20 protein-coding genes, 1 tRNA gene and 2 pseudogenes are annotated in these 25,364 nt (G+C 66.0%); 6 read left to right on the plus strand and 17 right to left on the minus strand.

All coding sequences use genetic code 11. The features are described from left to right. The first annotated feature begins 2 nt into the window (after positions 1 to 2). The gene (gene dhaL / locus AC4FWB_RS08605) at positions 3 to 611 is read left to right on the plus strand and encodes a dihydroxyacetone kinase subunit DhaL (RefSeq protein WP_491025548.1); all 609 of its coding nucleotides are present in this window, start codon (positions 3 to 5) and stop codon (positions 609 to 611) included. Positions 612 to 746: 135 nt separating this feature from the next. On the opposite strand, the gene AC4FWB_RS08610 is transcribed toward dhaL, so the two are convergent. From AC4FWB_RS08610 to AC4FWB_RS08620, 3 genes and pseudogenes are all read right to left on the minus strand, one after another. After that, positions 747 to 1,046 carry a hypothetical protein gene (locus AC4FWB_RS08610; protein ID WP_491025550.1) on the minus strand — a complete coding sequence of 100 codons (300 nt, stop codon included), beginning with the start codon at positions 1,044 to 1,046 and terminating at the stop codon, positions 747 to 749. A gap of 288 nt (positions 1,047 to 1,334) precedes the next feature. Further along, positions 1,335 to 1,427: transfer RNA gene (locus AC4FWB_RS08615), tRNA-Sec, on the minus strand. A 129-nt stretch (positions 1,428 to 1,556) separates the two neighbouring features. Next, a pseudogene (locus tag AC4FWB_RS08620) lies at positions 1,557 to 1,991 on the minus strand (selenocysteine-specific translation factor); the annotation flags it as partial. Between AC4FWB_RS08620 and AC4FWB_RS08625 the strand changes: the two are divergent. Then, positions 1,875 to 2,294: a hypothetical protein gene (locus tag AC4FWB_RS08625; RefSeq protein ID WP_491025551.1), complete on the plus strand. Its 420-nt coding sequence runs from the start codon at positions 1,875 to 1,877 to the stop codon at positions 2,292 to 2,294. The pseudogene AC4FWB_RS08620 and the gene AC4FWB_RS08625 sit on opposite strands and share 117 nt — an antisense overlap. A 42-nt stretch (positions 2,295 to 2,336) precedes the next feature. Here the strand turns inward: AC4FWB_RS08625 and selB are convergent. From selB to fdnG, 7 genes and pseudogenes are all read right to left on the minus strand, one after another. Then, positions 2,337 to 3,383: pseudogene (selB, locus tag AC4FWB_RS08630) on the minus strand (selenocysteine-specific translation elongation factor); the annotation flags it as partial. Beyond that, positions 3,380 to 4,168 carry a tetratricopeptide repeat protein gene (locus AC4FWB_RS08635; protein ID WP_491025552.1) on the minus strand — a complete coding sequence of 263 codons (789 nt, stop codon included), beginning with the start codon at positions 4,166 to 4,168 and terminating at the stop codon, positions 3,380 to 3,382. The gene AC4FWB_RS08635 and the pseudogene selB, both read right to left, overlap by 4 nt. After that, positions 4,155 to 5,576: an L-seryl-tRNA(Sec) selenium transferase gene (selA, locus tag AC4FWB_RS08640; RefSeq protein ID WP_491025553.1), complete on the minus strand. Its 1,422-nt coding sequence runs from the start codon at positions 5,574 to 5,576 to the stop codon at positions 4,155 to 4,157. The genes AC4FWB_RS08635 and selA overlap by 14 nt, the downstream gene beginning before the upstream one ends. Before the next feature lie 7 nt (positions 5,577 to 5,583). Beyond that, positions 5,584 to 6,501 carry a formate dehydrogenase accessory protein FdhE gene (gene fdhE, locus AC4FWB_RS08645; protein WP_491025554.1) on the minus strand — a complete coding sequence of 306 codons (918 nt, stop codon included), beginning with the start codon at positions 6,499 to 6,501 and terminating at the stop codon, positions 5,584 to 5,586. Positions 6,502 to 6,604: 103 nt separating this feature from the next. Then, on the minus strand, positions 6,605 to 7,309 hold the full coding sequence (locus AC4FWB_RS08650; RefSeq protein ID WP_491025555.1) for a formate dehydrogenase subunit gamma: 705 nt from the start codon (positions 7,307 to 7,309) through the stop codon (positions 6,605 to 6,607). Further along, the gene (fdxH, locus tag AC4FWB_RS08655) at positions 7,296 to 8,246 is read right to left on the minus strand and encodes a formate dehydrogenase subunit beta (protein WP_491025556.1); all 951 of its coding nucleotides are present in this window, start codon (positions 8,244 to 8,246) and stop codon (positions 7,296 to 7,298) included. Before fdxH ends, AC4FWB_RS08650 begins: the two co-directional genes overlap by 14 nt. Before the next feature lie 12 nt (positions 8,247 to 8,258). Then, the gene (fdnG, locus tag AC4FWB_RS08660; RefSeq protein WP_491025557.1) at positions 8,259 to 11,345 is read right to left on the minus strand and encodes a formate dehydrogenase-N subunit alpha; all 3,087 of its coding nucleotides are present in this window, start codon (positions 11,343 to 11,345) and stop codon (positions 8,259 to 8,261) included. 213 nt (positions 11,346 to 11,558) lie between these two features. On the opposite strand from fdnG, the gene selD reads away from it, so the two are divergent. After that, entirely contained in the window at positions 11,559 to 12,608 is a 1,050-nt protein-coding gene (gene selD, locus AC4FWB_RS08665) for a selenide, water dikinase SelD (protein ID WP_491025581.1), read from the plus strand. A gap of 107 nt (positions 12,609 to 12,715) precedes the next feature. On the opposite strand, the gene AC4FWB_RS08670 is transcribed toward selD, so the two are convergent. The 6 genes from AC4FWB_RS08670 to AC4FWB_RS08695 form a co-directional block, all read right to left on the minus strand. After that, positions 12,716 to 14,506, minus strand: a complete 1,791-nt coding sequence (locus AC4FWB_RS08670; protein WP_491025558.1) for an alpha/beta fold hydrolase — start codon at positions 14,504 to 14,506, stop codon at positions 12,716 to 12,718. After that, entirely contained in the window at positions 14,503 to 17,040 is a 2,538-nt protein-coding gene (locus tag AC4FWB_RS08675; protein ID WP_491025559.1) for a glycoside hydrolase family 2 protein, read from the minus strand. Before AC4FWB_RS08675 ends, AC4FWB_RS08670 begins: the two co-directional genes overlap by 4 nt. A gap of 34 nt (positions 17,041 to 17,074) precedes the next feature. Beyond that, on the minus strand, positions 17,075 to 18,073 hold the full coding sequence (locus AC4FWB_RS08680) for a DUF1839 family protein (RefSeq protein WP_491025560.1): 999 nt from the start codon (positions 18,071 to 18,073) through the stop codon (positions 17,075 to 17,077). Position 18,074: 1 nt separating this feature from the next. Next, positions 18,075 to 18,998, minus strand: a complete 924-nt coding sequence (locus AC4FWB_RS08685; RefSeq protein ID WP_491025562.1) for an amino acid--[acyl-carrier-protein] ligase — start codon at positions 18,996 to 18,998, stop codon at positions 18,075 to 18,077. A gap of 1 nt (position 18,999) precedes the next feature. Then, complete coding sequence (locus AC4FWB_RS08690; RefSeq protein ID WP_491025582.1) at positions 19,000 to 20,139, minus strand: acyl-CoA dehydrogenase family protein; 1,140 nt, start codon at positions 20,137 to 20,139, stop codon at positions 19,000 to 19,002. 70 nt (positions 20,140 to 20,209) lie between these two features. Next, positions 20,210 to 20,455: an acyl carrier protein gene (locus AC4FWB_RS08695; protein ID WP_491025563.1), complete on the minus strand. Its 246-nt coding sequence runs from the start codon at positions 20,453 to 20,455 to the stop codon at positions 20,210 to 20,212. A 442-nt stretch (positions 20,456 to 20,897) separates the two neighbouring features. Between AC4FWB_RS08695 and AC4FWB_RS08700 the strand changes: the two genes are divergently transcribed. The 3 genes from AC4FWB_RS08700 to AC4FWB_RS08710 all read left to right on the plus strand — a co-directional run bounded on the left by AC4FWB_RS08700 (position 20,898) and on the right by AC4FWB_RS08710 (position 24,849). Continuing rightward, entirely contained in the window at positions 20,898 to 23,558 is a 2,661-nt protein-coding gene (locus AC4FWB_RS08700) for an ATP-binding protein (protein WP_491025564.1), read from the plus strand. Between the two features lie 202 nt (positions 23,559 to 23,760). Beyond that, positions 23,761 to 24,162, plus strand: coding sequence for a hypothetical protein (locus AC4FWB_RS08705; protein ID WP_491025565.1), 402 nt, complete (start codon positions 23,761 to 23,763; stop codon positions 24,160 to 24,162). Between the two features lie 279 nt (positions 24,163 to 24,441). Further along, on the plus strand, positions 24,442 to 24,849 hold the full coding sequence (locus tag AC4FWB_RS08710; RefSeq protein ID WP_491025566.1) for a c-type cytochrome: 408 nt from the start codon (positions 24,442 to 24,444) through the stop codon (positions 24,847 to 24,849). 72 nt (positions 24,850 to 24,921) lie between these two features. Here AC4FWB_RS08710 and gfa read toward each other — a convergent pair. Continuing rightward, positions 24,922 to 25,364, minus strand: a 443-nt coding sequence (gene gfa, locus AC4FWB_RS08715) for an S-(hydroxymethyl)glutathione synthase (protein ID WP_491025567.1), incomplete at its 5' end; no start/stop codon positions are given.

Below are 25,364 nucleotides of genomic sequence, written 5' to 3' on the forward strand. Positions count from 1 at the left end.
AGATGGAGTTTACGACCGGGGATTTGAAAGCCCTTTTCGGCGCCTTCTCCGCGCGGATGGCGACCGAGCGCGACAGGCTCTGCGCGCTTGACGGGGTCATCGGGGACGCCGATCACGGCATCGCCATGGAACAGGGCATGAAGGCCGCGGCCGATGCGGCCCAGGCCGCCGAGGGCACTTTGCAGGACGTCTTCAACGCCGCGGCCAAAGGCTTTCTCAACGCGGTCGGCGCCTCCTCCGGACCGCTCTATGCGACCGCCCTTCTGCGCGCCGGCAAGGCCGCGGGGCCGCGCGGATCGATGCCGAGCGGCGAGCTGCGGACCGTCATTGCGGCGATGCGCGACGGCATCGTCCAGCGCGGCAAGGCGGAACCCGGCCAGAAGACCATGCTCGACGCCTGGGCGCCGGCCGCGGATGCGGCAGCCAGTGGCCAGAACGCCGATGCCATCGCCGCCGCTGCCCGCCAGGGAGCGGAAGCGACGCGCGATATGGTCGCAACCGTCGGCCGCGCCGCGCGTCTCGGCGAGCGCTCGCTGGGTCATCCGGACCCCGGCTCGGTTTCAGCCGCAATGCTTGTCGAGGAAATCTGCAATGCGATGAAGGGCGCCTAAACCATCTGTTGCGGGCTAGCCAGGCGCGTTCCTTGGCTTCGGACGACTTCCTGCCCAAAATGCGCGCCTTCTGAACGGCTCGCATTACCGGCGTGGCGCCGGCGTTCAGACCGAGGGCGGGGCGCGGCGTGCGCATCAAAAATCGACGACGGGCGTGTCCGGCATCTGCTGCTCGAACAGTGTCCAGAACACGGAGCCCCGGCTTTCAGAGTACCAGTGCTCGAAATCCGCTAGCGCGGCACGGATATTGGCGGACTGGTTCCCGTTCGTGTCCCGGAAGATTGCCAGCGCAACCGGCGCAAAATGCGAGATCACTTCCGAGCGCGCCTCGCTGTCTGCATTCCAGCCGAGGCTCGTACGCAAGGCGGCGAAGGCGCTCGCAACGGCGATATCCTCACTTTCGGCCGGAGCTATCGCATCGGCGATCATCTGCATGAAGTTGAGCCGCCTGAAAGCAAATGCGCGGTCCTGTTCCAGAACTGCGATCTGCCGTGCTGCCTCGTGCCGGAAACTCGTCTCCACAGCTTTGGCGGACTCGGCCGCAGTCCTCAGTTCAAGCAGAAAAGATGCTGGCATTGCGTCATCTCCCCGGAAAGATCCGACAGCCAATTCTAGAGCATGATCCCGAAAAGTGGGAACCGGTTTTCGGAAAAGATCATGCTACGACAAGGAGTTAGATCAGGATGGCGATTCAACCAATCGTCATCCTGATCTAGAGGACGGCGGAAGAGAGTGGGAGTCGAACCCACCAAGGACCGGCTCGCGGCCCCTCCCGGATTTGAAGTCCGGACGCCCCACCGGGGACGATGCTCCTCCAGAAGCTTTCACGATTGGCGGCCCGCTGTCGTCCTGGCGGCGAAACAGGTCCAGCCGATGCTTGTTGACGCGCCGCAGGTCGCCGCGTCGCAAGGTGACGCCGTGTCGGTCGAGAAATTCGAGGATGTGGACGGCGACCTTGCGCCCGCTGCCCGCACTGTCGCGAAACTGTGCGACGCTGAACCGTCCGTCATGCTCGGCCGCCAGATCGCAGACGATCCCGACGATCTCGCCCAGCACCGAGTGAAGGAAGAAGTGATCATGCGCAACCTCATGCACCATGCCGATGCGTCCGGAGAGCTTCAGGACCTTGCGGATTTCCGCTTCCGGCCGGGCAAGCTCGCTTGCGATGTCGCGCACTCTTGGCGGATGGAATTTCACCCGGCCAGCTAACCGTGGCTCGATCTCGCGCCAGAGAGCCTCTTCCCTGGCCGCGAGACGGACCTGATGTCCCGGAAGCCGTATCCAGGCGCCGTCAAGCTCGATCTGACCAACGCGGACCAGGCTTCGCACCGCAGCAGCGAAGGCCGGCGCAGGAAGACAGGGATCGAGCTGAAGGCGCAGCTTTTCCATTCCGATGCCCGGCAAGTCCGGGTTGCCGGCATGAAAGCTCTCCAGGATTTCGCTCAGGTCGCGCCTGAACCGAGCCCAACGCATCGACGAGACCACGAACGGCGTCTCCCCGACGGAAATCGTGGCAAGGCCGAGACGATCGATCAGGCTTGCGACCTCGCCGGCGCCGAGCGCCCGGTCGCGTGCGAAGGCTGCGAGGTCCAGATAGCGGGGCGGCGTGTCGAGCAGCGCAGCGACGGCCTTTTCCGGAGCCGGGATGGCGGATGCTTCGAGCACGGCCAGCCGTTCCGGTGAGCGGCGTTTCCGGCTCGGACCCCTGAGGTCGATGAAGCGTCCGCCGCCGATGGTTCGCTGCGCGGTGGTGTCGCGCATCACATAGGCGTCGCCGGCCGCAGCGGCGATCGGGCTCTCCAAAACAATCTGGACCCTGGCCGTGCCGCCCGGCGCAACAGGCTCGTCGCCGAGAAGCACGATCCTTGCCCCAACCTCGGCCGCGGCGTGATGGAGCCGCACCGGGAACCATTGCCCGATCGGCTTTGGCTCGCGGGGCAGCAGGCGCAACCGGGCGTCGATCCTGTCGGCCGGCGCGTGAAGCGCGGGATCGAGGATCACGTCTCCGCGGCGGATCGCCTCCTTGCTGATGCCGTCGCCGGTCAGACAGAGCGCGCAACGGTCTCCGGCTCGGCCGCGCTCTGCCACGCGGTCCTGAACGTGGATCGAGCGGATGCGCGCGACAAGCCCTGGTGGGCTCACCACCACGCTGTCGCCGACATCAATGCAACCTGAGAGGACGGTGCCGGTCACGACAGTGCCGATGCCGTGCAGGGTAAAGCAGCGGTCGACCGCCAATCGAAAGCGGCCCGCGGCTGAGCGCCCGGCAAAGCGCGATGCCTCTTCGAACAACAGGCGTCGAAGGTCATCGATGCCTTCGCCAGTGATGGCGGAGGCCGGGATAACCTGAGCCTCTTCCAAGGCTGTGCCGGCGAGGGCGGCGCTTATGTCCACGGCAACGGCTGCGCGTCGTGCCGGGTCGGCCAGATCGCACTTCGAGAGCACGACCAGCCCGCGCCTGACGCCAAGGAGATCGACGATCGTCAGGTGTTCACGCGTCTGCGGCATGACGCCGTCGTCGGCCGCCACGACCAACAGCACGAAATCGATGCCGCTGGCGCCGGCGACCATGGTGTGCACGAAGCGCTCATGACCGGGAACGTCTATGAACCCGACGACGTCCCCGCTCGGCGTCGGAAGATAGGCGAAGCCGAGATCGATCGTCATGCCGCGCGCCTTCTCTTCCTGGAGCCGGTCCGTGTCGACGCCGGTCAGTGCCTGCACCAGCGCCGTCTTGCCGTGGTCGACATGTCCCGCCGTGCCGACGATCATGGCGCAGGCTCCTCGAGCGACAGCGCGGCGCGGCGCTCGGCCTCGGCGATCTCGTCCGCGCTGAGCGTGGCGCGCGCCGCGTCCAGGTACCGGCCTGCGAGACCACTGCCGCCTGCCCGCGCACGCAGCAGCCAGGTACAGGCTTCGACAGCGTCGGCGGGAACGCCGGCCCCGAGATGGCAGGCGGCGCCGAGCATGGCCTGACCGTCCGCGTCGCCGCGCAATGCCGCCTTGCGCCACCAGCGAACCGCTTCGGCAGGATCGCGCGGCACGCCGAGCGCATCGTGATAGAGCATGCCGACACGGGTCATCGCCGATGCGATCCCTTGCCCGGCGGCTGCCAGCGCCCAGCGCCGCGCCTCGGCAATGTCGGGCTCGATCACCTCACCCTCGAGCAGCATCCAGCTCAGCATGTCCTGCGCCAGTCCGTCGCCCTGCTCGGCCGCGGCCCGATAGAGCTCGGCCGCGCGACGGTAATTCGGTTCGACGCCTTCGCCACGGAAACAGAGCGAGGCGAGGTTCCGCTGCCCGACCGGATCGCCGGCTTCGGCGGCGAGCGCCAGCCAGCGGAAGGCAAGACTGTTGTCACGCTCGACGCCGAGCCCCTCGGCGAAGCAGGCGCCGATATTGTTTTGGGCGCGAGCCGATCCGGATCGCGCCAGCGGCTCCCAGATGCCGAGAGCTGTGGCGTAGTCGCCCCGTTTGGCAGCGTCGAGGGCCGCGGCCAACTGGCCGGCCACAGATGCCGGGGCGGCCTTGTGCGCGAGATGATCAAGCCATCGCACCGCCGCTGTCTCCCGGAGAAAAGTGTGTGAGATTGGCCACAAAGCCGGCTTCGTCTTCAAGGCAACGCAGATCAAGCACGAGCGCCTGCTTTTCGACCCGCCCGATCACCGGGACAGGCAGCGCCCGCAAGGCGGCTGCAAGCGCTTCCAGAGCCTGACCGCTTCCTGAATGGGGGCTGATAGCAAGCCCGGCGCTCGGCAAGGTGTCGAGCGGCATTGCGCCCGATCCGACCTGGCTGCAGCACTCCGTCACCTGCACTGCAAATTGATCGCCCAAAGCATTGGAAAGCACGGGAGCCAGGCGCTGAGCCTGCGCGGCAATATCGACGGCGAGGCGTGCGAGCAGCCTCAGGGTCGGCAAACGCTCGGCCAGGCGATCCGGGTTGCGATAGAGCTTCAGCGTCGCCTCCAGCGCGGCCAGCCGGAGCTTGTCGACGCGGAGCGCCCTCTTCATCGGGTTTCGGTTGACCTCGGCAACAAGATCCTTCCTGCCGACGATGAAGCCTGCCTGCGGCCCTCCGAGCAGCTTGTCGCCCGAGAAGGTGACGAGATCGGCGCCGTCCGCAATCGCCTCGCCTACGGTCGGCTCGTGCCTGAGGCCATATTGGGTGAGGTCGATGAGCGTGCCCGAGCCGAGGTCGTGGACGAGAGGCACGCCGCGCTCCCTGGCGATTGCCGAAAGCTCGCGCGCCGGGACCTCCGCCGTGAACCCCTCGATCCGATAGTTGGACGTATGCACCTTGAACACCAGCCCGGTCGCCGGACCGATGGCCGACAGATAGTCCCTGGGATGCGTGCGGTTGGTGGTCCCGACCTCAACGAGCTTCGCGCCCGCGCGGACCATGATGTCCGGCATGCGGAACGCGCCGCCGATCTCGATCAGCTCGCCGCGCGACACGACGGCCTCGCGGCCAAGCGAGAGCGTGTTGAGGACGAGCAGGACCGCGGCTGCGTTGTTGTTGACGACGGTCGCGTCCTCAGCCCCGGTGAGCTCGCATATGAGCATGCGCAGATGATCGTCACGTTCGCCGCGTCTGCCCGTCCCGACGTCGAACTCGAGCGCCACGGCTTCGCGGGTAGCGACGCGCATCGCCTCGGCAGCTTCGGCCGCAATCAGCGCGCGGCCGAGATTGGTGTGCAGCACAGTGCCGGTCAGGTTGAAAACGGGGCGCAACGACGGGTGCTCGGCGGTCTTGAGCCGGACAAGTGCGTCGGCGGCGAGGTCGCACGGATCAGGCACTGCGGCCCCGGTGCGGCACGCTGCCCGCGCTTCTTCGAGCACATCGCGGATGGCGCGCGTCGTTGACTGCTGCCCGAAGCGCTCGACCGCCGCAGCCGCGAGCGGCGTCCTCAGCACCCGATCGACTGACGGGAGATCGCGCAGGCGAGTTGCGGGCAGACCGGACATCGCACCCTCAATAGCCGATCAGGAACGGGTTGAACGATCCGCGGCGATAGCCGGTTTCGCGCACGAGCATGTCGAGGCCAAGCGTTGCCACGTCGTCGGCGATCGGGTCGAGACCGGGATCCTTGTGCTGATGCAGGACCTTCACATACCGGCCGCAGGAATCGCAGGTCTCGGCCTTCACCGTGCCCGGCCCGTCCTCGATCTCCTGGTAGCCGATACCCTTGGTCGAGCCGCACAACGTGCATTTGATGCGCACATAGTTCCACAGCGTGCCGCATAGCGAGCATGCGCAGAAGCGCGCCCCATGAGCTCCCTGCCAGCCGACGATGATCGAGGATGCCGGCGGGGATCCGCAGGCGGGGCACGCGCCATCGCCTACCGGCACCAGCGCCGGAGCGTCTAGGCGGGCGGCGAGACGGGCGAAGTGAACCTGCAGCGCAGCGGCGGCATAGACGTGCTCGGCGAGCGCCTCCATCGGGATCGCACCGGCGAGCACATTGCGCATCATGCCGGCGCGCTTCGCCGGAGCGGCCTGCCTCAAACGGTCCAGCGCACCGGCCGCGGCGCCCGGCTTCTCGACCTCCGACGCCGCGGCGACCAGGCGGTCGAGCGTCTCGGCGGCCGTGTCGAGCGCGAGTTTGCTGCGGTCGAGCGGCGGCATTCCAAAACTCCGGGCGCGCTCGCGCGCTGCGGCATCAGGCATCTCTGGCTCCGGCAGGCCCTCCTGAATGCGGTGCTGCACATTGGCCAGAGCGGCAAGAAAGCGAAGATAGGGACCCAGCTCATGGCCTGCAGCCAGTGCGTTCCACCGCCGCGCGCGGCGAGAGAACAGACTTGCAGGCTCTGGAAGGCGGGCAAAGGGAGGGGCGGTGACCTCGCCGATGGCGGTGGGGTCGGAACCGGCCGGAATGATTTGTCTTGGCATTCGAACCTCACGAACCGCACGGGCCACGTGGTTGCCTGACCGGCACAAAAATCATGCGCAAACATCAAACTAGGGCGGGGAAGTCATCCGACCAGCGCCCGCTCTATTCGGCGGGCTTCGATCCTGATGATCCTGTTTCCTTGCGCGATTTGGTGACGAGCTCCCGCAGCCATTTGCGGTGATGCCGCCAGGCCCAACCACCGGTCACCCGCCCACGCGTCATGGCGGGAATGGTGCCGCGCACCCAGATGGCCGAGTAGAAATGGACGATCCAGACGCCGATGATCGCCACCGCCGCTATGGAGTGGACAAGTATAGCCACGCGCTTCTGATCGATTGTCGTATACTGGAAGAAATATTGATCCCATGCCACCAACCCGCTGGAGATGAGGATCACAATCAGCACCGACATAGACCAGAAGACGAGTTTTTGGCCGGCATTGTACTTGCCGACTTCGGGAACTTTGTCCTCGTGGTTGGTCAGCACGTCGCCGAAACGGCCGAGCCACGTCCCGTCGTCGCGTCTCCACAGATTGGCCTTCCAGAACCGAAGGAAAAGTCCAAGGAAGCTGAAGAAGAGCACGACGCCGATCCAGGGGTGGATGAAGCGCGTGAACTGTCCCCCGCCGAAAAGGCCGGACAGGAAGAACAGGCTCGGGTGGAACATCGCAAGGCCCGACAGGGCGAGCAGGACCAGGCTCGCCGCCGTGATCCAGTGGTTGATCCGCGCCCCCACCGTGTAGCGGTCTACGATCACCGGCTTGCCGGGATGGACCTGTTCGTTCGGCTTGAGGTCATCGGCGGCCATGGCTGTCGCCTTTCGTCAACTCTTCGGCGTGCTCCTCATCCGCCTCGGTTACCCTGTTCGGTCCCATGATCAAGTGGTGGAGCAAGCCGACGCCGGCCGCCACGCCCAACACCGTGAGGCCCGCATATTTGGTCACACCTTTCCATGCCTCCACCAACGGACTGATCTTCGGGTCCTTGGGCAGGCCGCTGTAAATCTCCGGCTTGTCGGCATGATGCAGCACATACATCACATGTGTCCCGCCGACGCCCGGCGGGTCATAGAGGCCGGCATTGGTGAAGCCACGCGACTTCAAGTCCTCCACCCGCTTGGCGGCCCAACCCTTCATCTCGTCCTTGGTGCCGAAGACGATCGCCTGGGTCGGGCAGGCCTTGGCGCAAGCCGGACCCTGACCGACCGCCACGCGGTCGGAGCAGAGCGTGCATTTGTAGGCCGTGTGGTCGACCTTGGAGATGCGCGGGATGTTGAACGGGCAGCCCTTGATGCAGTAGCCACAGCCGATGCAGTTCTCGTGGACGAAATCGACGATGCCGTTCGAGTACTGCACGATCGCTCCCGGCGCCGGGCAGGCCTTGAGGCAGCCGGGATCGGCGCAATGCATGCAGCCGTCCTTGCGGATCAGCCATTCGAGCTCGTTGGTCTCGGGATTGTCCCATTCGCTGTAGCGCATCAGCGTGAACATGTCCGGCGTCAGGTCGGGCGGATTCTCGAAGGCGCCGGCGAAGACGCCGACCTCCGGATGCGTGTCGTTCCACTCGATGCAGGCCGTCTGGCAGGCCTTGCAGCCGATGCATTTCGAGACATCGATAAGCTTGGCGACTTCCGTCAGTTGCTTCTCAGGGGCAGGCACGGTCGATGCCGAGCGGCGGATGAGGTCCTTCTCGGAAAAACGCGGGGCCGTGTCCGTTGTCGAAGGATTGGGAAGGGGAGGAAACATCGTTTGATCCTCCTATGCCACCGGCCCTGGAGCGGGCTCGATATTGACCAGGAACGCCTTGTACTCCGGCGTTTCGATATTGGCGTCGCCGACAAAAGGCGTCAGCATGTTCGGACCGAAGCCTTTCTTTGCCGCTCCGGTGAAACCCCAGTGCAGCGGTATGCCGACGATGTGAATGGTCTTGCCGTCGCAGGTGAGCGGCCTGATCCGCTTGGTCACCATGGCCTTCGCCACGACCGAGCCGCGCTTCGACCAGACGCGCACGTATCCGCCCTTGGTGATGCCCTTCTCGGCCGCGAGCTGTTCCGAAATCTCCACGAAGAACTCCGGCTGGATCACCGCGTTGACGATGACGTGCTTGGTCCAGAAGTGGAAATGCTCGGTCAAGCGGTAGGAGGTCGCCGCATAGGGGAACTCCGGCGAGGCCGCTTCGGCGAACTGGGCCATGTCGCCCTGGAACACCCGCGCGGCTGGATTGCCGCGGACCTTGGGCGCCACCGGATTGACGATCGGCGACTCGAACGGCTCATAGTGCGCCGGGAATGGTCCGTCGCGCATCATCCCCCGAGTAAAGAGACGCGAGACGCCTTCCGGGTTCATGATGAACGGGCCGACCTGATCGGGCTTGGCGGTAGGCACAATGTCGGGCACGTCGTAGCCAGACCACTTGGCGCCGTCCCATTCGATCACTTTGCGGCTCGGGTCCCAGGGTTTTCCAGTGAGATCCGCGGAGGCCCTGTTGTAGAGGATGCGGCGGTTGGCGGGCCACGAGAACGCCCATTTCGAATAGAAGCCGGCGTCGTCGGGGTCGCTCGTGTCCCGCCGGGCCATGTTGTTGCCGTTCTCGTTGAAGCAGCCGGAATAGATCCAGCAGCCGCAGGCGGTCGAGCCGTCGTCGCGCAGCGCCGCAAAGGCCGGCAGCAGCTTGCCGGGCTCGGCCAGCACCTTCGTCGGGTCCGCGGTGTCGGTCACCCTGGCGAGCGCCCTGCCATTGATCTCCTGGGCAAGTTCCTCGGCCTTCGGATCGCCCGGATCGGCATAAGGCCAGGCGAGCTTGACGATCGGATCGGCGAAGGCGCCACCTTCCTTGGTGTAGAGTTCCTTCAGGCGAAGATGGAGCTGCGCCATGATCCACGTGTCGCGCTTGGCCTCCCCGGGGGGCGTGCCGCCGGCCCAATGCCACTGCAGCCAGCGCCCCGAATTGACCAGCGAACCGTCATCCTCGGCGAAGCAGGTTGAGGGCAGTTGGTAGACTTCCGTCTGAATCTGCGACGGATCGACATCGTTGTACGGCCCATGGTTCTCCCAGAACCGCCCAGTCTCCGTGTCCAACGGATCCATGATCACAAGGAATTTCAGCTTCGAGAGCGACTCGATCACCTTCTTCTTGTTCGGAGCTGCCTGCAGCGGGTTGAAGCCCTGGCAGAAATAGCCGTTCATCTTGCCTTGGTGCATCAGCTCGAAGGCACGCAGCAGATCGTAGCCCGGCAGGTCGAGCTTCGGCAGGTAGTCATAGGCGAAGTCGTTCTCCAGCGTCGCCGCATCGCCCCACATCGACTTCTGGAAGCTGACGAAGAACTTCTTGTAGTTCTGCCAGTAGCTCATCTGGTTCGGCCGCAGCGGCTTGAAGCCACGCGTCGACATGTAGGTGGCGAGGTCCGGCTCCTTCTGTGTCGGCAGCGTGAGATAGCCGGGCAGCAGGTTCGACATCAGCCCGAGGTCGGTCAGCCCCTGGATGTTCGAATGACCGCGCAATGCATTCATGCCGCCGCCGCGAATGCCGATATTGCCGAGCACGAGCTGCAGCATGGCCATGGCGCGAATGTTCTGCGAGCCCTTCGAGTGCTGGGTCCAGCCGAGCGCATACATCGACGTCATCGCCTTGTTCGGCGCGGACGTTTCGGCAACCATCTTGGCCACCTGCAGGAATTTCCCCGCCGGCGTGCCGCAGATGCGTTCGACCATCTCCGGCGTATAGACCGCGACGTGGTTCTTGAGCAGGTTCCAGACGCAACGGGGATTGGCCAGGGTTTCGTCGACAACGGCGAAGCCGTCGGGCCCGATATCGTAATCCCAGGTGGACTTGTCGTAGTCTCGCTTCGCCTCGTCATAGCCGGAGAACAGGCCGTCCTTGTAAGTGAAGCCCTGCTTGACGACATAGGCCGCGTTGGTGAACGCCTTCACATAGTCCCATTGCACCTTGTCATTCTGGATACAGTAGTTGATGAGCCCGAGCAGGAAGGCGATGTCCGTTCCCTGGCGGATCGGCGCATAGACGTCTGACACCGAGGCTGAGCGGGTGAAGCGCGGATCGATGACGATGAGCTTGGCGCCGCGGTTGGCCTTGGCTTCCGTAACCCACTTGAAGCCGCACGGATGTGCTTCGGCGGCATTGCCGCCCATGATCACAACAAGATCCGTGTTCCTGATGTCGGTCCAGGAATTGGTCATTGCGCCGCGGCCGAATGTTGGGGCGAGACTCGCCACCGTCGGGCCGTGTCAGACACGTGCCTGGTTGTCGAACACCAGCATGCCTGCGCTGCGGACCACCTTGTAGGTCGCGAACGCGGTTTCATTGGTCGAAGCCGAGGCGGCGAGAAAGCCCGTGGTAATCCACCGGTTGACCGTCACGCCGTCGTTGTTCCTGGCGACGAAATTCTTGTCGCGATCGTCCTTCATCAGGCGGGCGATGCGATCCAGCGCCTCCTCCCAGCCTATCGGCTCGAACTTGTCGGACCCGGGCTTGCGGATCATTGGATGCTGCAGCCGGGTCGGAGATTTTACGAAGCCGAGCAGAGCCGATCCCTTGGGGCATAAGGTGCCGCGATTGGTCGGATGGTCGGTATCGCCCTCGATATGGGTGATATCGGCCTTTTCGCCCTTCCTGAGGTCGCCTTTCGAATACATGATGATGCCGCAGGCCACCGAGCAGTACGGGCAGGTGTTGCGCGTCTCGACCGTGGTCGCGAGCTTGAAAGGCCGTATCGCCGCCGCATGCGCGGCCTCGACGTCGGCGAAGCCGAAAGCTCCCAAAGTCGTGCCGGCGAGCCCCGCGCCTGCCGACTGCAGGAACGCGCGCCGTGAGAGTTCAACATTCATCTGGAGTTCCTCCCGAATTCCATGCCCATGGGGGCATCCAGAACCAAGGGATACGCACGTCATTTTGAGCCGAATTGGCGTAATGTCAAACACTTAGAGCGCAGATCAGATCAGGCAAATGTTTCGCGCAGGGAAAATGCGATTGACGTTTTTCGGAACGTGACCCTACAGTGAGGCGTGGTGTTGGAAACGGCTCCCGCGTGGCGGGGCGATATCACCGAAGCACCTCCGCGCCTGACCAGCCTTGCTCACGGCGGCGGCTGCGGCTGCAAGCTGGCGCCCTCCGTCCTTCAGCAGCTTCTTGCCGGGCAGGCGGAACCAAGCCCCTTCAGGCAGCTCCTTGTCGGCACCGAAACCGGGGACGATGCCGCCGTCTGGCAGATCGACGACACGACCTGCGTGATTGCGACCACCGATTTCTTCATGCCGATGGTGGATGATCCATACGATTTCGGCCGGATCGCCGCGGCCAACGCGCTCTCCGACGTCTATGCGATGGGCGGCCGGCCGATCATGGCCTTGGCCATCGTCGGAATGCCGATCGGGATATTGCCGACGCACACCGTGCGGGAAATCCTGAAAGGCGGCCGCGATATCTGCGCGTCAGCCGGGATACCGGTCGCGGGCGGCCATTCGATCGACTCACCGGAGCCGATCTACGGGCTTGCCGTGACCGGCATCTGCCGGCCGGCGGACATCCGGCGCAATTCGGGGGCCAGGCCGGGAGATGCGCTGATCCTGACCAAGGGGCTCGGCGTCGGGATCTATTCGGCGGCCATCAAAAAGCAGGCATTGTCGCCTGACGGCTATGACGAGATGATCGCTTCGACGACCCTTCTCAATCGGATCGGAGCGGAACTCGCCAAGGACGCAAGCGTGCATGCGATCACCGATGTGACCGGCTTTGGCCTGCTCGGACACGCCCTTGAGATGGCGCGCGGCTCAGCCTGCGAACTCGTGATCCGCGACCGCGACATTCCGGTCTTTGCGCAGGCCTCGTCGCTTGCAGAACAAAGCTTCGTCACCGGCGCGTCACGGCGCAATTGGGCAAGTTACGGCGATGCGGTGCGGCTCAATGAAGGCATGCCGCAGTGGCGGCGCGATCTTCTCACCGACCCACAGACCTCAGGTGGGTTGCTGATTGCCTGCGAGCCCGGCAGCGCCAGCGCCCTGGCCGAGAGAATCGTCGCAAGCGGCTATCCATCGGCCAGATTGATCGGATGTGTCAAACGCGGCCGACCTGCCGTAGCAATAGAGGAATGAACGTCAGGATCAGGCTAAGGGCCGAGCTGACGACCAACCGCCATCCAAATGCAGCGAAAGGCGCCGTGAACTAATTTGGCTCGCCGCCGCGATCGGCCCGACCCGCTTTAGGGCGTCACGAAGGAAGGGCTTGTCGTCGCGAGCAGGTTGTCGGAACGAACGTGGCCGTCGCGCCTGACGCCGCCGTGATCGATCAGGCGGGCGATCATGGCGCGCCGTGCGTGATGGGGTGTGAGCGTGTGGTCGGCGTTTGGCAGCGACACCCTGGTCACGCCACGAATGCTGTCGAGCCGCTCTTCCTCCGGGCCGAAATGGCGGGCGATCTCCTTCAGGCTCAAGTCGCCTTCCGAGGTCACCAGGAGAACCCGCACGCCCCGGCCGCAGAGGTCGCGCATCCAGCGTTCCACCCGCCGCTGTCCCGCCAGCGCGGCCGGATGCAGCATCGACAGCGTGGACTTGATCGCCTCCAGCCCGCGCCGGACGATCAGCCGGGCGTGGCGCGAAGCGATCCCGCGCCATGTCGGGGCGTCCGGGTCGCGGCTCTCCTCCATAGCGTCGCCGTTCCGCCCCGACACTGCTTTGGAAGTCTCGTAACTCTTCCAGACCGCCATCTCCAGCGCGTAGGAACTGTTCCAGGCGAAGCAGAGTGGGTTGATCATGGTCAGCGCGCGTATCCGCCCGTCGGCCCGCGCGGCGTGAAAAGCCTGGAAAGCGCCGGCGCAGACGCCGACCAGGCCGACAGAAGAATAGCCCGCCCGTTCCATCCAGTCGATCGCACGGCTGACATCATGGCGCGTACGCTCATCGTAGAGAAACAGGCGCCCTGGTTCGGTCTGACCGCTGAGGCCAAGTCCGGGCAGATCGATACGCAGCGAAGCCTGGCCTTCCGCCGCGAGTTCTCGCGCCGCTTCCACCGTGCCGCGCGCCCAGCCGACATGCGGCACGCCGCCCGCATTGAGGAAGATCACCGGCTCGGCCACAGCCGGGCGGCGGCGCGGCCGACAAAACACGCCGCAAATCTCGGGCTCCGGTCCGATCAGGACCGGCTCTTCCATATAGTGCGGACCGACCAGGACCTCCGCCGCGTCGCGCGGCCTGGCCTTTCCCGTGACCGCCTCGCCAATATGGCCGGCCATCCAGGCGGCGCAACGATCGAGAGCGGCGGCCGGAATCCGGTTGGCGGTCGGGTCGCACATCAACAGAGCATAGCCCTCGAACTCGGCCGTGGTGACATCCCCAATGTCCGACCCTTGGCCACGAATTTCGTCAGCGGCGAACGGCTTGCCGTTGGTAAGCACCAGCGTCGGCAGGGATGGAAGGTTTGCCGCGGCCTGCCGCCAGTCGAGCGCCGCAAGATCGGCCAGCGTCTCATGCGAAATCCGAAAGCCGGCCGCCTCGCGCCCCTCGGTGAAAGGCCTCTCGCCCGCCGAACCGCTGACCAGCCGCGCGTCGATCATGCGCGACATGGCGGTGATCTCGCGAACATAGGCCTTGCCTGAGGAAGGCGGCGCCAGCAGCACGAGACCGGCCACGTCGTTTCGTCCGGCCGCCGCCAGCGGCGCCAGCAGCGCGCCCAGCCGGAAGCCGACCAGAATGACGTCGGCCACGCCGCAATCCCGCTTCAGCCGGTCGATCGCGGCGCCGATGCTCGCCGTCCACGCGTGCACCTGATCGGGCGTTGAATGATCGCCGGCGGCGTTGCCGCAGCCGGGATAGTCGAACTGCAGCGCCGGCAGACCGCTTTCGACCACCTTGTCTGCGAGCAGTTTCAGGAAGCGCCGGCTGCACAGGTCCTCATGCCCATGCGCCCCGGCGATGACGACGCCACGGTTGCGCCCCACGGTGCCCTTGCCCTCATTGAGCCAGCCGATCGTGTCGGCGAAGACGATTCCCTTCATGCCATGCTCCTGGCGGGCTCGAACGCTCGTCTGATCCCTGCCCCGATTTCTGCATTGTCGGCTTGTGGCGCATCGTAGGCTATGTCGCGGTCGGCATTCAGCGCCGTCGCGGCGCCGGTCGGCATGGCCGAGGCCGGCCCGTCCAGACAAATTTCCTTCTCCGCACCCGGCATCAGGTGGAAGCCGTTCTCGCGCGGGGAGAACAGTTCGCCCTTGATGGCGACGTGATAAGCGGCGCGCTTGCAGGCGAGCCGCAGGCGCCAGCCGTCTTCTGCGCGCAGCAGCCGCGCCGACAGGCCGACATCGCGCCGCGCGGTCATGACGCCCGGAAGCACATGGAAGGCTTCCGCCAGGATTTCGCCGTCGCCGCCTTCGAGCCTCGCCACCGTCACCTCGTGACCGGCCGGACCGAAGCGATAGGCATAGGACAGGTCGAAAAAGGCGCCGAGCAGCGAGAACGCCGACAAAGACCGCGCCCCGCGCGCCTGCACAGTGACCGGCTGGCGCGCCGTCACCACCGGCGTGACGCCATCGCGCAGGCAGGCAAGCGACAGCGTCGCCTCGACGGCCTTTGCCCCGTCATTGACAAGATGGATACCGAGCCCGTTGACGCCTTCGTCGCTCAGCGTCAGCCTGAGCGGCGCAAAAGCGCGCCTGAGTGCATGCCAGACCGATTTCGGCCGTCCAGTGGAATCGACGACGCCCCAGCCGGCGCCCGGGCGCAGATCCTTCCAGAAGAACAGCAGCGCACCTGCCGTCGGCGAGGTTGGTCTGCGCCATTCGTCGATTGTGCGTTCAACCACCTCGGCGGTGACGGCGCGCGAGAGGTCGAGATAGCGCGCCGGATCCTCCATGCGCAGCCGGCGCGCGTCGACGCCGAACAGCGTCTCCAGATAGTGCTCGCGCACGTCCTCGAAATCCCACGACGCGCCCGCATCGCGCGGCACGCCGGCCTTCCAGCGCGGATCGTGCCCGGGGGGAACGGGCAGATGCCTATCCAGCGTCGCCTGTTCCGGTACGTTGGCGAAGGCGAGGCACTCGCTGGCGAAACGCACCTCGGCGCGGCGCGCGTCCTCGATCGGCCGGCAATAGGCGCCGACACCATAGTAGTGCGTCGGGCCGCCATCCGCGGCGAAGGGCAGGCTGCCGCCGGAAGGCGACGAGGGCACCAGCGAGAGATCGGGCAGGATCGCCTGCGCGGCCGGACGCACGACCGCGTCGAACCAGGGCGTCGGATCCATCGCCGCCGGCATGCCGAGCATTGCCGCCTGCTGCGCCACCTCGCTGCCGCCGCACAGCACCGCAAGCGAGGGTGAATGCCGAAGCCGCTTCAGCAGGTTTTCCACCTCGTGCGACAGCGCCGTCCGCCAGGTCTCGTCCTTCGCCGGATAATCGAAATTGGCGAGCATCAGATCCTGCCAGACGAGGATGCCCATCTCGTCGCACAACTCATGGAAGGCATCGCCCTCGTAGATGAACGTGCCGCCGACCCGCAGCATGTTGACGCCGGCCTGGCGCACGAGGTCGAGGTCGGGCTCGATTTCGTGCCGCTCGCATGGCAACCGCACAGGATCGGACGGCGTCCAGACCGCGCCGCGGCAGAAGACAGGCACACCGTTGACGACCAGACGGAAATCGCGCCCGTCGGCGCCGCGATCGATCTCGATGCGCCGGAAACCGACCCGGCCCAGCCGGCTGCGCACCGCCCCGAGCGTCGCCGTCACCTCGTGCAGCGCCGGCTCGCCATGACTGTTCGGCCACCACGGGGCGACATCGGCAATGTCAAGCTCCGCCGTCAACCGGGTCGACGTCTCGACCTTGAGGCGCGCGCGCGCTCCGGCGCAGCTGACATGCGCCGTTTGCGCATCGTCGAAGGGTTCAGCAAGGGTGATCGCAACGGCAAGGTGCCCGGTGGTGCCGTCGAGCTTGGCGCGCATGTCGGCATCGAGGATGCGCTGCCCGCCATTCTCGCGGATCAGCTTGACGGGACGCCACGGCCCGACGACGTCGAAGTTCGGACACCAGCCCGGCATGTGGCCGATCAGTGTCGTGCGCACCAGCCGCAGCCGCAGGTCGTCAATCATGCGCGGACGCCAGCGGGCGCGCGGACCCGTCGCCGTTTCCAGATAGCGGTCGAGGCTGCGCAGGGCGATGCCAAGCTGTTCGCCGCCTGAAAGCGTTACCGCAGCCTCATGGCGCTCGAACATCGAGGTCGAAGTGAACAGCAGCCGGTCGCCAAGCCAGACCTCGGCGATGGTCGCCAGACCGTCGAACACCAGCCGCACCGGGCCGGTCATGTCGAGCCTGCGGCTGTACCAGACATCGCGGTCGTGCAGCGGGGTCGGCTGCGCGCGGTTCCAGCGGCCATGCGCTTCCAGAGTGCCCGCCGCCGTGCCGGGGCAGGCAGCGTCCAGCCATTCGGCGTTAGCGTCGATATCACCAGGCGAAGCCCAGGCGCCGGCCGCCGAGACAGCCATCCGCCAGCCCCGGTCCAGCAATTCGACAGCGTCGGCGGTCGACACCGTGGCGTCCATTCACACACCCCTGCCCAAATGCGCCCGACCGGCCCTACGCCGCCTTGGAGGCGACACCCGCCACGCGGGCGTCCAGCACGTCCATCATCGTTTCGTAGGCCTGCGCCATTGGCGTGATTGCCTCGGCCAGCCCCTCGAACCGCTGCCGCGCCATCGCGCGGGCGAGCTTGAACTGCATGACCTTGGCGCCGTCGGCAATGTCGCCGGCGGCTTGCGCCGCCTCGGCCAGGCAGGTTTCGCCATGCTGCCCCAGCCATTCGAGATGACTGCCCAGGAGTTCGAAATTCGCGCCGACCTGTCGCAGCGTGTTGAAGGCATAGGTGTGGAAATAGTCCGGCGTGCGGCTCGCCAGCGTTTCGGCGTGACGGCCGAACGCCGCCGCATAGGCGCCGAGCGGATTGCGCTTCGGCCGCCGCTTGAGGTGATGCGCGAGCAGCGCCGCCGCGGTCCCGACCGCGTCACGGGCCGGCCGCGTGACGTCGAACTTCACGAACTCCGCGTAAGGAAACAGCGGCAGGCCGCCGGCCGGCACATCGTTCCATTGACCGAAAATGCCATCATAGTCTTCGCCCTCGAGGGCGAAGTAGCCGTCGTTGTGGAAGTAGCGCATCCGCCGCCGCTCGGGATCGAGCGCATTGATGCCGACCGTGGTCTTGGAATGGCCGCTGCGATAGGTGATGCCCTTGGTGTCGGGCAGGTAGAAGGCATCGACCTCGACGAGCGGCAACCGGCCGAGTTCGACCTGGGCCAGCACATGCGTCTCCAGCCGGTCGAAGACCGCCAGTTCCTGGATGTCCAGCCCGGCCAGCCTCTGCAGGTCGGCGGTCGGGAACTTGAAGAAGGTGAACTGATCACCCTCGAAATCCTGCGCCACGGTGAAGCCGAGCGCCGCGACCGGATCGTGGCCCGTCGCGTGCAGAACCTCGATCAGGAGATCGACATAGCAGTTGGTCTGCGGCCAGCGCCGTTCCGGATCGTGCAGCTGGTGCGGCCGGTAGCTGGCCGGATCGATGCCGGCAATGGCGCTGCGCATGTCAGACGCCCCACAGCACGTCGCGGACCGCCGCCGGCCAGGCCTCGACGTCCGGCCCGTGATGGCGGAACAACGCCAGCGCCACGCGTTCCAGCCCGAAGCCGACGCAGGCCGAATGACAGGACCCCCCATCGGCGAATTTCAGGCCCCAGGTCTGGCCAAAATGGTCCTGGTGATAATTGAAGCTCAGACAGGCGGTCGGCTTCTCGATGCTGGTTACCGGGATCAGCAGCTCGAATTTCAAACCCTGGTCGCGCTGATTGTTGGCCATCATCTTGCCGCCGCGGCCGAAGAACGGATCGTTGGCGAGATCGACCTCGCAAGGAAGCTCCAGCGACTCGATCATCGCCTTGCCGCGCTTCAGCCAGCTTTCGCGGAACGAGCGCACCTGCTCGGCCGTGCCGATCTTGACGAATTCGCGCATGCGGAAGAGCTGCATGCGCGCCGGGTCCTTCGACGGCTCATGGCGGAAGCAATACGAGGAGAGTTCGAAAAGCAGGCCCTGCGCCGGCACCGGGCCGCGCGCGGCGACGGTGGGATAGAGCGGATAGCAGGCCGCCGGCGTCAGCGCGACATCCGTCGCCTTCTGCAACTCCGTCCAGTCCCCGCCATCCGCCATCATGCCGAGCAGTTGCACATGCCCGCGCTCGCCACCCATGAACGAGTGCACACAGCCGGCAAGCTGCGGAAAGCTCTTCATGTAGCCGCTCTTCTCCAGCGTCGCGCGGCTCATGCCCGGCGGAAAATGAATGCGGGTGGCCTTGTCCGGCGCGCCGAGCCGGGTGACGAGACGCTCGAACCGCTCGATCACTTCCTCGAATGCGCCCGAACGGCCGTAAAGCCCGTCAATGCCGGACTCGAACAGGATGCCGTTCTCGAACAGGCTGTCGAGCAGCGACTTGGCATCGAATGTCTTGGCGTCCATCTCAGCCTCCCAGGCCGGTGTCGAAGCGGCTCATCAGCATGAGCGTCGCGGTATTCGAAAGGATGCGGTCGTTGGAGATCATCACCGGCGCCGAGGTCACGTCGCGCAGATGCCGGCCGACGCTGAACGGCGTGCCGTTCTTGTAGCCGAGGATGCCGTTGACCAGCATGGCGAGACGCACCACCGCGCCCGCCTTCTCGCTGGCCGCGACCTTCAGCGCGTTGATCTCGGCGGCGAAGCCGATCGAAGACAGCGCGTCGTCGTCGCCCTTGGCCGCTTCGAAGCGGCGGATGGCGGCGGCCAGGTGCCCTTTCATCTCCTGCAAAAGGGCGGCCGCCTCGGCCAGCCTCAGCGCGCCCGGCGGCATCGCGTCGGGCTGCTTGCGCGCCGCCGCCTTGACGAAGGCCTGCGCCCGGTTGAAGGCGTCGGCCGCGACGCCGAACCAGGTCGCCGCCCAGAAGATGTGCGAGCTGGCCAGCATCGATTGCGCCGCGATCTCGGAGAACGGCTTCGGGAAGATCTGCGCCGCATCACCTGCGGCGACCAGATGAAAGCCGTCGGAGCAGGTGCCGCGCATGCCGAGCGTATCCCACACCGATGTACGGTCCAGCGTGCGGTTGCCATCGGCCGGGATCACAACCATCACCTGATCGGAGCTTGCCGCATCCGGAGCGCGCCGCGCGGTGGCGAGGATGGCGTCGGCATAGTTGCCGTAGGAGATGACGGTGGCTTCCTTGGTCAGCGCGAAGCGCCCGCCGGCGACCGCGACCGCGCAGATCGAATTGCGCAAATTGCCGCCGATGCCGGCCTCCGTGGTCGCCGAAGCCATCAGCAGCTGCTCGTCGGCGATGCGCCGCATATAGGCGCGGTGCCAGTCGCTGGCGCCGCCATGCGTGACGAAGCTCGACGTCTTGATCTGGTGCATGGCATAGATCATCGCGCTCGAGCCGCAGGCCTGGCCGAGCTGGACGATGAGATCGGCGATCTGCATCGTGCCGAGCCCCTCGCCGCCATGCTCGATCGGGATCGCCACGCCGAGCAGGCGCTCACGCTTCAGCGCCTCGATCGTTTCGGCCGGGAAGCGGCCTTCCTTGTCGACGGGGTCGGCATGGCTTGCGGCGATCTCGGCGACGCGGCGCATGCGTTCGGTCGCGGCTTCTGGCGCTTCCGCGATCGAAGCGGCCTCGATTTTTCTCAAGACGTTCATGGCGCTACGCCGCCTTGCGCGTCAGCTGCGAAACGGCGTCCGCGATGTTGATGAGCGAAGAGAAGGTGCGCCGCGTCAGCATCGTCTCGGGAAATTCGATGTCGAACTCCTCTTCGAGCGCCAGCATCATCTGCACCGAGGCGAAGGAAGTCAGCCCCGCGTCGTAGAGATTGGCGTCATCGGCGAGCGCGCCGAAATTCAGCGGAATCATCGGATGCTGCTCGAGCAGCGAGCGAATATGGTCGATCATGGATTGCCCCACCCTGGTGCTTGTTCAGGCGGGGAACATCGCAGAGGCGGAGCAACCGTTGCGTTAACGGCGCCGGGCAGTTTCAACCATGGCTAAGGATCGGTAATGGCCCGTGATACAATTTTATAGGCACTCGCAGGCGACGTCTGCTTTCAGCCAGTGAAACAGCCGATCTCTACGATCGAGATGAGGCATATCGCGGCCATTCGGTTTCGGCGTCGGCCACTCGCATGACGCCGGTACCCGGAAGTGATCGGGTCCGCCGGGATTCGGCCTTATTTTAAGCAATTCTAATGGAAAGCAGACCCAGTTGGGGTACACTCGCGGCTTGAAGCGCGTCGCGTTCGGACCGCCTTTTGTGAGGCGCTCCACTGTCTTGTTTTTAAGCATGTGGCAAACGCGGGGCATTCTTGGGCGACATGTTCTGGAAACGGTTGCGCCAATGCTGCTCGAGCGAGAGGGACCTCTCAAAACTTTGCTGGCAACCGCGGCCAGTGCCGCCGAGGGTCGGGGCGGCATCGTGCTGCTCGAAGGCGAGGCCGGGATAGGCAAGACTGCGCTGCTGCAGGAATTCACCGAGCGTGCGGGCGAAGGCTGTCGGGTGCTGTGGGGCTGGTGCGAGGCGCTTTTCACGCCCCGTCCGCTCGGGCCCCTGCAAGACATGGCGCGGGCGCTCGACCCCGAGGTCGCAGCGCTGCTCGACCAGGGGGCCGCGCCCGAGCGGCTCTTTCCAGCGCTCCTCGATGCGCTTCAGCACCGGTTGGAAACCACAGCACTCGTTTTCGAGGACGTGCATTGGGCCGACAATGCGACGCTCGATCTCATCCGATATCTCGGCCGTCGCATTTCCGTGTTTCGCGCAATGCTGGTGCTGAGTGCCCGCAGCGACGAACTGGTCGCCGACCATCCGCTCACGCATGTGAGAGGCGACCTGCCGGCGGCATCGCTAACCCGCATATCGCTGAAGCCGCTTTCGCCTCAGGCGGTCACGGCACTGGCCGAACAGTCGGGCCGCGCCGGCGCCGATCTTTACCAGATCACCGGGGGCAATCCGTTTTTCGTCTCCGAGCTTCTGGCGAGCAGCGAGGCGGAACCGGGGCATGTTCCCGATTCCATCCGCGACGCCGTGTGGTCGCGTCTGTCGCGCCTGACGGACGGCGAGCGCGAGGTGCTGGAGATGATGAGCATAGAGCCGGGCAGCGTGGAGCCGTGGCTGATCCGCGCCCTTCTCGGCGCCGAGGCCGACGCTGTCGCGGATCGCTGCGTAGTTCGCGGATTGCTGCGGCGGGACGCTCAAGGCGCCCTCACCTTCCGCCACGAGCTTGCCAGGCAGGCGACGCTCGAGCGGCTGTCGCCCAGCCTTCAGCGGTCGCTTCATGCTAAGGCGGAGGCAGCGATGGCAGGGCTTCCGGCGGCGCAGGCCGGCGCCCAGCTCGCACGCCGGGTGCATCATGCCGCCGCCGCCGACAACGGCGCGCGCGTTCTCGAACTTGCGCCGCAGGCCGCGGCGCAGGCCGCGCGGCTGGGGGCGCATCGCGAAGCCGCATCGCATCTGGCGACTGCCCTTAAATACATCGCGCAGGCGCCGCGGGCCGAGGCCGCCCAGCTCTACGAATCCTGGGCCTACGAAGCCGGACTGGCGCTGCAGGTCTACGACACGATCATCGAAGCGCGGCATCGCGCCATTCAGCTCTGGCGCGAGCTTGGGCGCCCCGACAAGGTCAGCCTCAACCTGCGCAACCTTTCCAGGCTGCACTGGCGCCGCGGCGAGGGCGAGCAGGCGGAGCATTTCGCCGGTGAGGCGGTGCGCGAGGTGGAAAACCTGCCGCCCGGGCCGGAACTGGCGATGGCCTACAGCACCTGCTCGCAGCTGCACATGCTGCACTACCGCTTCGACGAGGCGATTGAGTGGGGCCTGCGCGCGATCACCCTGGCCGACCGGCTGGGCGAGGTCGAAACGCGCGTCCATGCCTTGAACAATGTCGGCACCTCGCTTTTGTTCGACGACCGTCCGGGCGGTCGCGAACGGATGGAGGAAAGCCTGGCGCTCGCGCTCGAGCACGGGTTCCACGACCATGCGGCGCGGGCCTACACCAACTATGCCGAATATGCGGTGGTGTCCAAGGACTTCGCGCTCGCCGAGTGGCTGCTCTCCGAAGGCATCGTGTTCGCCGCCCGGCATGACCTCGATTCGCCGGCGCAGTATCTGCTCGGCCGGCAGGCGCAGCTTCGTATGGAACAGGGCCGCTTTCGCGACGCCGAGACCATAGCGCAGGGCGTGATGAAACTGGAACGCTTGCCGGTGGTCATGCACCTGCCGGCGCTCACCGTGCTTGGCAGGGTGCGCGTGCGGCTGGGCGAAGGAGGCGGCCCTGCCCTGCTGCAGCAGGCGCTGGAGGAGGGACTGCCGACTGGCGAGCTGCAACGCATCGTGCCGGTCCGTATGGCGCTGACTGAGGCCGCCTGGCTTGCCGGGGACCGCGCGGCCGGCCACGAGCAGCTGACGGCGCTGGCCGCGATGGACATCGCCAACTTCCGCCCTTCCGACCTCGGCGAACTGTCTGTCTGGTGGCGGCGATGCGGGATGGAGGAGCCACTGCCGGCGCCGACGACACGCATTCCGTGGCGGCGCGCGGTCGAACTTGGCGGCGATCCGTTGACCGCGGCCAAGGAATGGGAGCGCCTGGGCCTTCCATACGAGGCGGCGCTTGCGCTGATGCAGGTGCGGGGCGCCGATGCGGCGATGGCGTTGGCGAGCGCCGTGACAAGGCTGGAGGCGATCGAGGCGCGTCCTGCCGCGATGCTGGCGCGCAAGCTGGCGCAGCGCCTGGGGATCGCCGGCCGGCTGCCGAAGATGCGCCGGGGTCCGTACACGGCCGCCCGCCAGCACCCGCTCGGCCTGACGCAGCACGAGCAGCAGGTGCTTGCGCTGATCGCGGAGGGCAAGAGCAACAAGGAGGTCGCCCGGACCCTGTCGCGATCGCCGCGCACGGTCGAGCACCAGGTTTCCGCGGTGCTCGGCAAGTTCAACGCCGCCAACCGGATGGAAGTGCTGCTCAGGCTGCGCGGAGAGCCGTGGCTGCTCTCCACCGCCGCACCCTGAAGCGCGTCGCGATCTTTCAGATTCGAAGCCGGTTCCCACTTTCGGGAGACATGCTTTGATCCAGCGAAATTAGGAAGGCGACAGCCGAAATTTGGGTGATCGTACCGATGTGCGCGAAGACGGCAGCGCGTAGGCTCCAGTCAGCTGATATCCCGGCAGGCCACCTGTCCGGGAGTTCGCTGAACCGAAGGGAGAGATAGCGATGACCAGACGTTTTAGCGCATTTGCATTTGCGCTGCTCACCGCCACGGGTGGCGCGGCGGCATCGGAACTGGTACCGGGCAGCGGCCACAGCATCCAGCTCGGCAGCTTCAGCGGCGCCGTCTATTACACGATCGAGCAGGACGGCTACCGGGTCGTCGCGACCATGGCTTCCGGGGCCGAGCAGCAGCCGGTCCGCATCGTCTCCACGCTCGCGCCGGGCCAGCGCATGATGATCTCCGTGCCGCAGGCCGTCGGCCAACCGTCGATCGATTTCGAAATATTGCGCGACGGCAAGGCACTGCTCGTCAGCGACCCGAACTTCGTTCCGGCCGCCGCCGTAGAGAACGACCTGACGCTGGATAACGCGGAGCCGGTCAAGACGTCTGCCACCGCGCCCTGAATCGGGCTGGTCGGCACGTGCGGGGGCGCTCATTCCGTTGTCCGGGGGTGAAGCCAGGAGCGGAGCGACGCAGCGCAGCCCGGGATCCACGCCATGACTTCAGAGCGTTGTGACGGTGGTGTAGAGTTCTGTTCTGCCACGCTCTCAGGCGGAGGTTACGGCTTGGACCCACGGTCTCCACGATGGGGCTTCGCTCCTGTTTCGCCCATGGGTGACGAAGTTGGGAAGGTTTCGGCATGTCAATCCGGCGAATGGATCGCCGCCGCTATTGGACGACAGATGGGTAGCCTGCTGCAGGCGGTTGTCCTGGCTTCCGCTGTCCTGAGCTTCGCGACCGGCGCGGGCGCGGCGGGACCGGATGCCGCCGGAAAGTTCTACAGGGTCGTGGACGGCAAGGTCGATGCGCGGACCTATGACGGTTTCAGGCGTTACCATGCGGGCTGCGACCGCTGCCACGGCCCTGACGGCGTGGGGTCGACCTTCGCGCCGTCCCTGGTCAGCCGACTGCCCGACATCGAAGCCTTCCGGCGCGCCGTGCTCAACGGCCGTGCCGACGGCGGCTCGGTGATGAAGGGGTTCGCCGGCGATCCCAACTTCGCACCCTATGTGGACGAGATCTATGCCTATCTGCAGGCCCGCACCGACGGCTCGCTCGGCCGCGGGCGGCCCGGCAGACTGCAGCCATAGCAAGCCCTGGTGCGACCGCTTCAAGCCAGACTGATGGCGCGACTGCCACGGCCCCCGACGCGGCAATACGGACTATGCCGCCAAGGCGCCCGACTTCTTCGCCGTCCAGGTGGCGATGTAGTCCATCAGGCCGGGGTTGAGGCAGTCATAGGGTTCGAGCCCGATCGACTTCAACTGGCCGCGGATGCCGTCCATGCGGCTCGGGTCGACGCCGGATTCGATGATCGACGACACGAAGGCGGCGAAGCCCGGCGGCGACCAGCCATCCTCCTCGAAGCGCTCCGGATGGATGAAGGACAGGCCCTTGAAGGGATGGTCGCGCTCGACCGGGCCGTACATGTGCACGCCGCAGCCGGTGCAGGCATGGCGCTGGATCAGCGCTGCCGGGTCGACCACCTTCAGCTTGTCGCCATTCTCGGTGACGGTGACGTCGCCGGTGCCGGCAACGGCAACCACCGAGAAGATCGCGCCGTCCGGCTTCCAGCATTTGGTGCAGCCGCAGGCATGGTTGTGGG

It is taken from the genome of Mesorhizobium sp. LEGMi-168a (assembly GCF_058312955.1).

What these genes read in the sequence shown, in the direction of transcription:
- fdhE (WP_491025554.1), bottom strand. Translation starts at nt 6,501, where the DNA reads ATGCCAAGACAAATCATTCCGGCCGGTTCCGACCCCACCGCCATCGGC.
- selA (WP_491025553.1), bottom strand. Translation starts at nt 5,576, where the DNA reads ATGTCCGGTCTGCCCGCAACTCGCCTGCGCGATCTCCCGTCAGTCGAT.
- AC4FWB_RS08705 (WP_491025565.1), top strand. Translation starts at nt 23,761, where the DNA reads ATGACCAGACGTTTTAGCGCATTTGCATTTGCGCTGCTCACCGCCACG.
- AC4FWB_RS08680 (WP_491025560.1), bottom strand. Translation starts at nt 18,073, where the DNA reads ATGCGCAGCGCCATTGCCGGCATCGATCCGGCCAGCTACCGGCCGCAC.
- AC4FWB_RS08675 (WP_491025559.1), bottom strand. Translation starts at nt 17,040, where the DNA reads ATGGACGCCACGGTGTCGACCGCCGACGCTGTCGAATTGCTGGACCGG.
- fdxH (WP_491025556.1), bottom strand. Translation starts at nt 8,246, where the DNA reads ATGTTTCCTCCCCTTCCCAATCCTTCGACAACGGACACGGCCCCGCGT.
- AC4FWB_RS08650 (WP_491025555.1), bottom strand. Translation starts at nt 7,309, where the DNA reads ATGGCCGCCGATGACCTCAAGCCGAACGAACAGGTCCATCCCGGCAAG.
- AC4FWB_RS08685 (WP_491025562.1), bottom strand. Translation starts at nt 18,998, where the DNA reads ATGGACGCCAAGACATTCGATGCCAAGTCGCTGCTCGACAGCCTGTTC.
- AC4FWB_RS08710 (WP_491025566.1), top strand. Translation starts at nt 24,442, where the DNA reads ATGGGTAGCCTGCTGCAGGCGGTTGTCCTGGCTTCCGCTGTCCTGAGC.
- AC4FWB_RS08695 (WP_491025563.1), bottom strand. Translation starts at nt 20,455, where the DNA reads ATGATCGACCATATTCGCTCGCTGCTCGAGCAGCATCCGATGATTCCG.
- AC4FWB_RS08670 (WP_491025558.1), bottom strand. Translation starts at nt 14,506, where the DNA reads ATGAAGGGAATCGTCTTCGCCGACACGATCGGCTGGCTCAATGAGGGC.
- AC4FWB_RS08690 (WP_491025582.1), bottom strand. Translation starts at nt 20,139, where the DNA reads ATGCGCCGCGTCGCCGAGATCGCCGCAAGCCATGCCGACCCCGTCGAC.
- AC4FWB_RS08625 (WP_491025551.1), top strand. Translation starts at nt 1,875, where the DNA reads ATGTCCCGGAAGCCGTATCCAGGCGCCGTCAAGCTCGATCTGACCAAC.
- AC4FWB_RS08700 (WP_491025564.1), top strand. Translation starts at nt 20,898, where the DNA reads ATGCTGCTCGAGCGAGAGGGACCTCTCAAAACTTTGCTGGCAACCGCG.
- AC4FWB_RS08610 (WP_491025550.1), bottom strand. Translation starts at nt 1,046, where the DNA reads ATGCAGATGATCGCCGATGCGATAGCTCCGGCCGAAAGTGAGGATATC.
- dhaL (WP_491025548.1), top strand. Translation starts at nt 3, where the DNA reads ATGGAGTTTACGACCGGGGATTTGAAAGCCCTTTTCGGCGCCTTCTCC.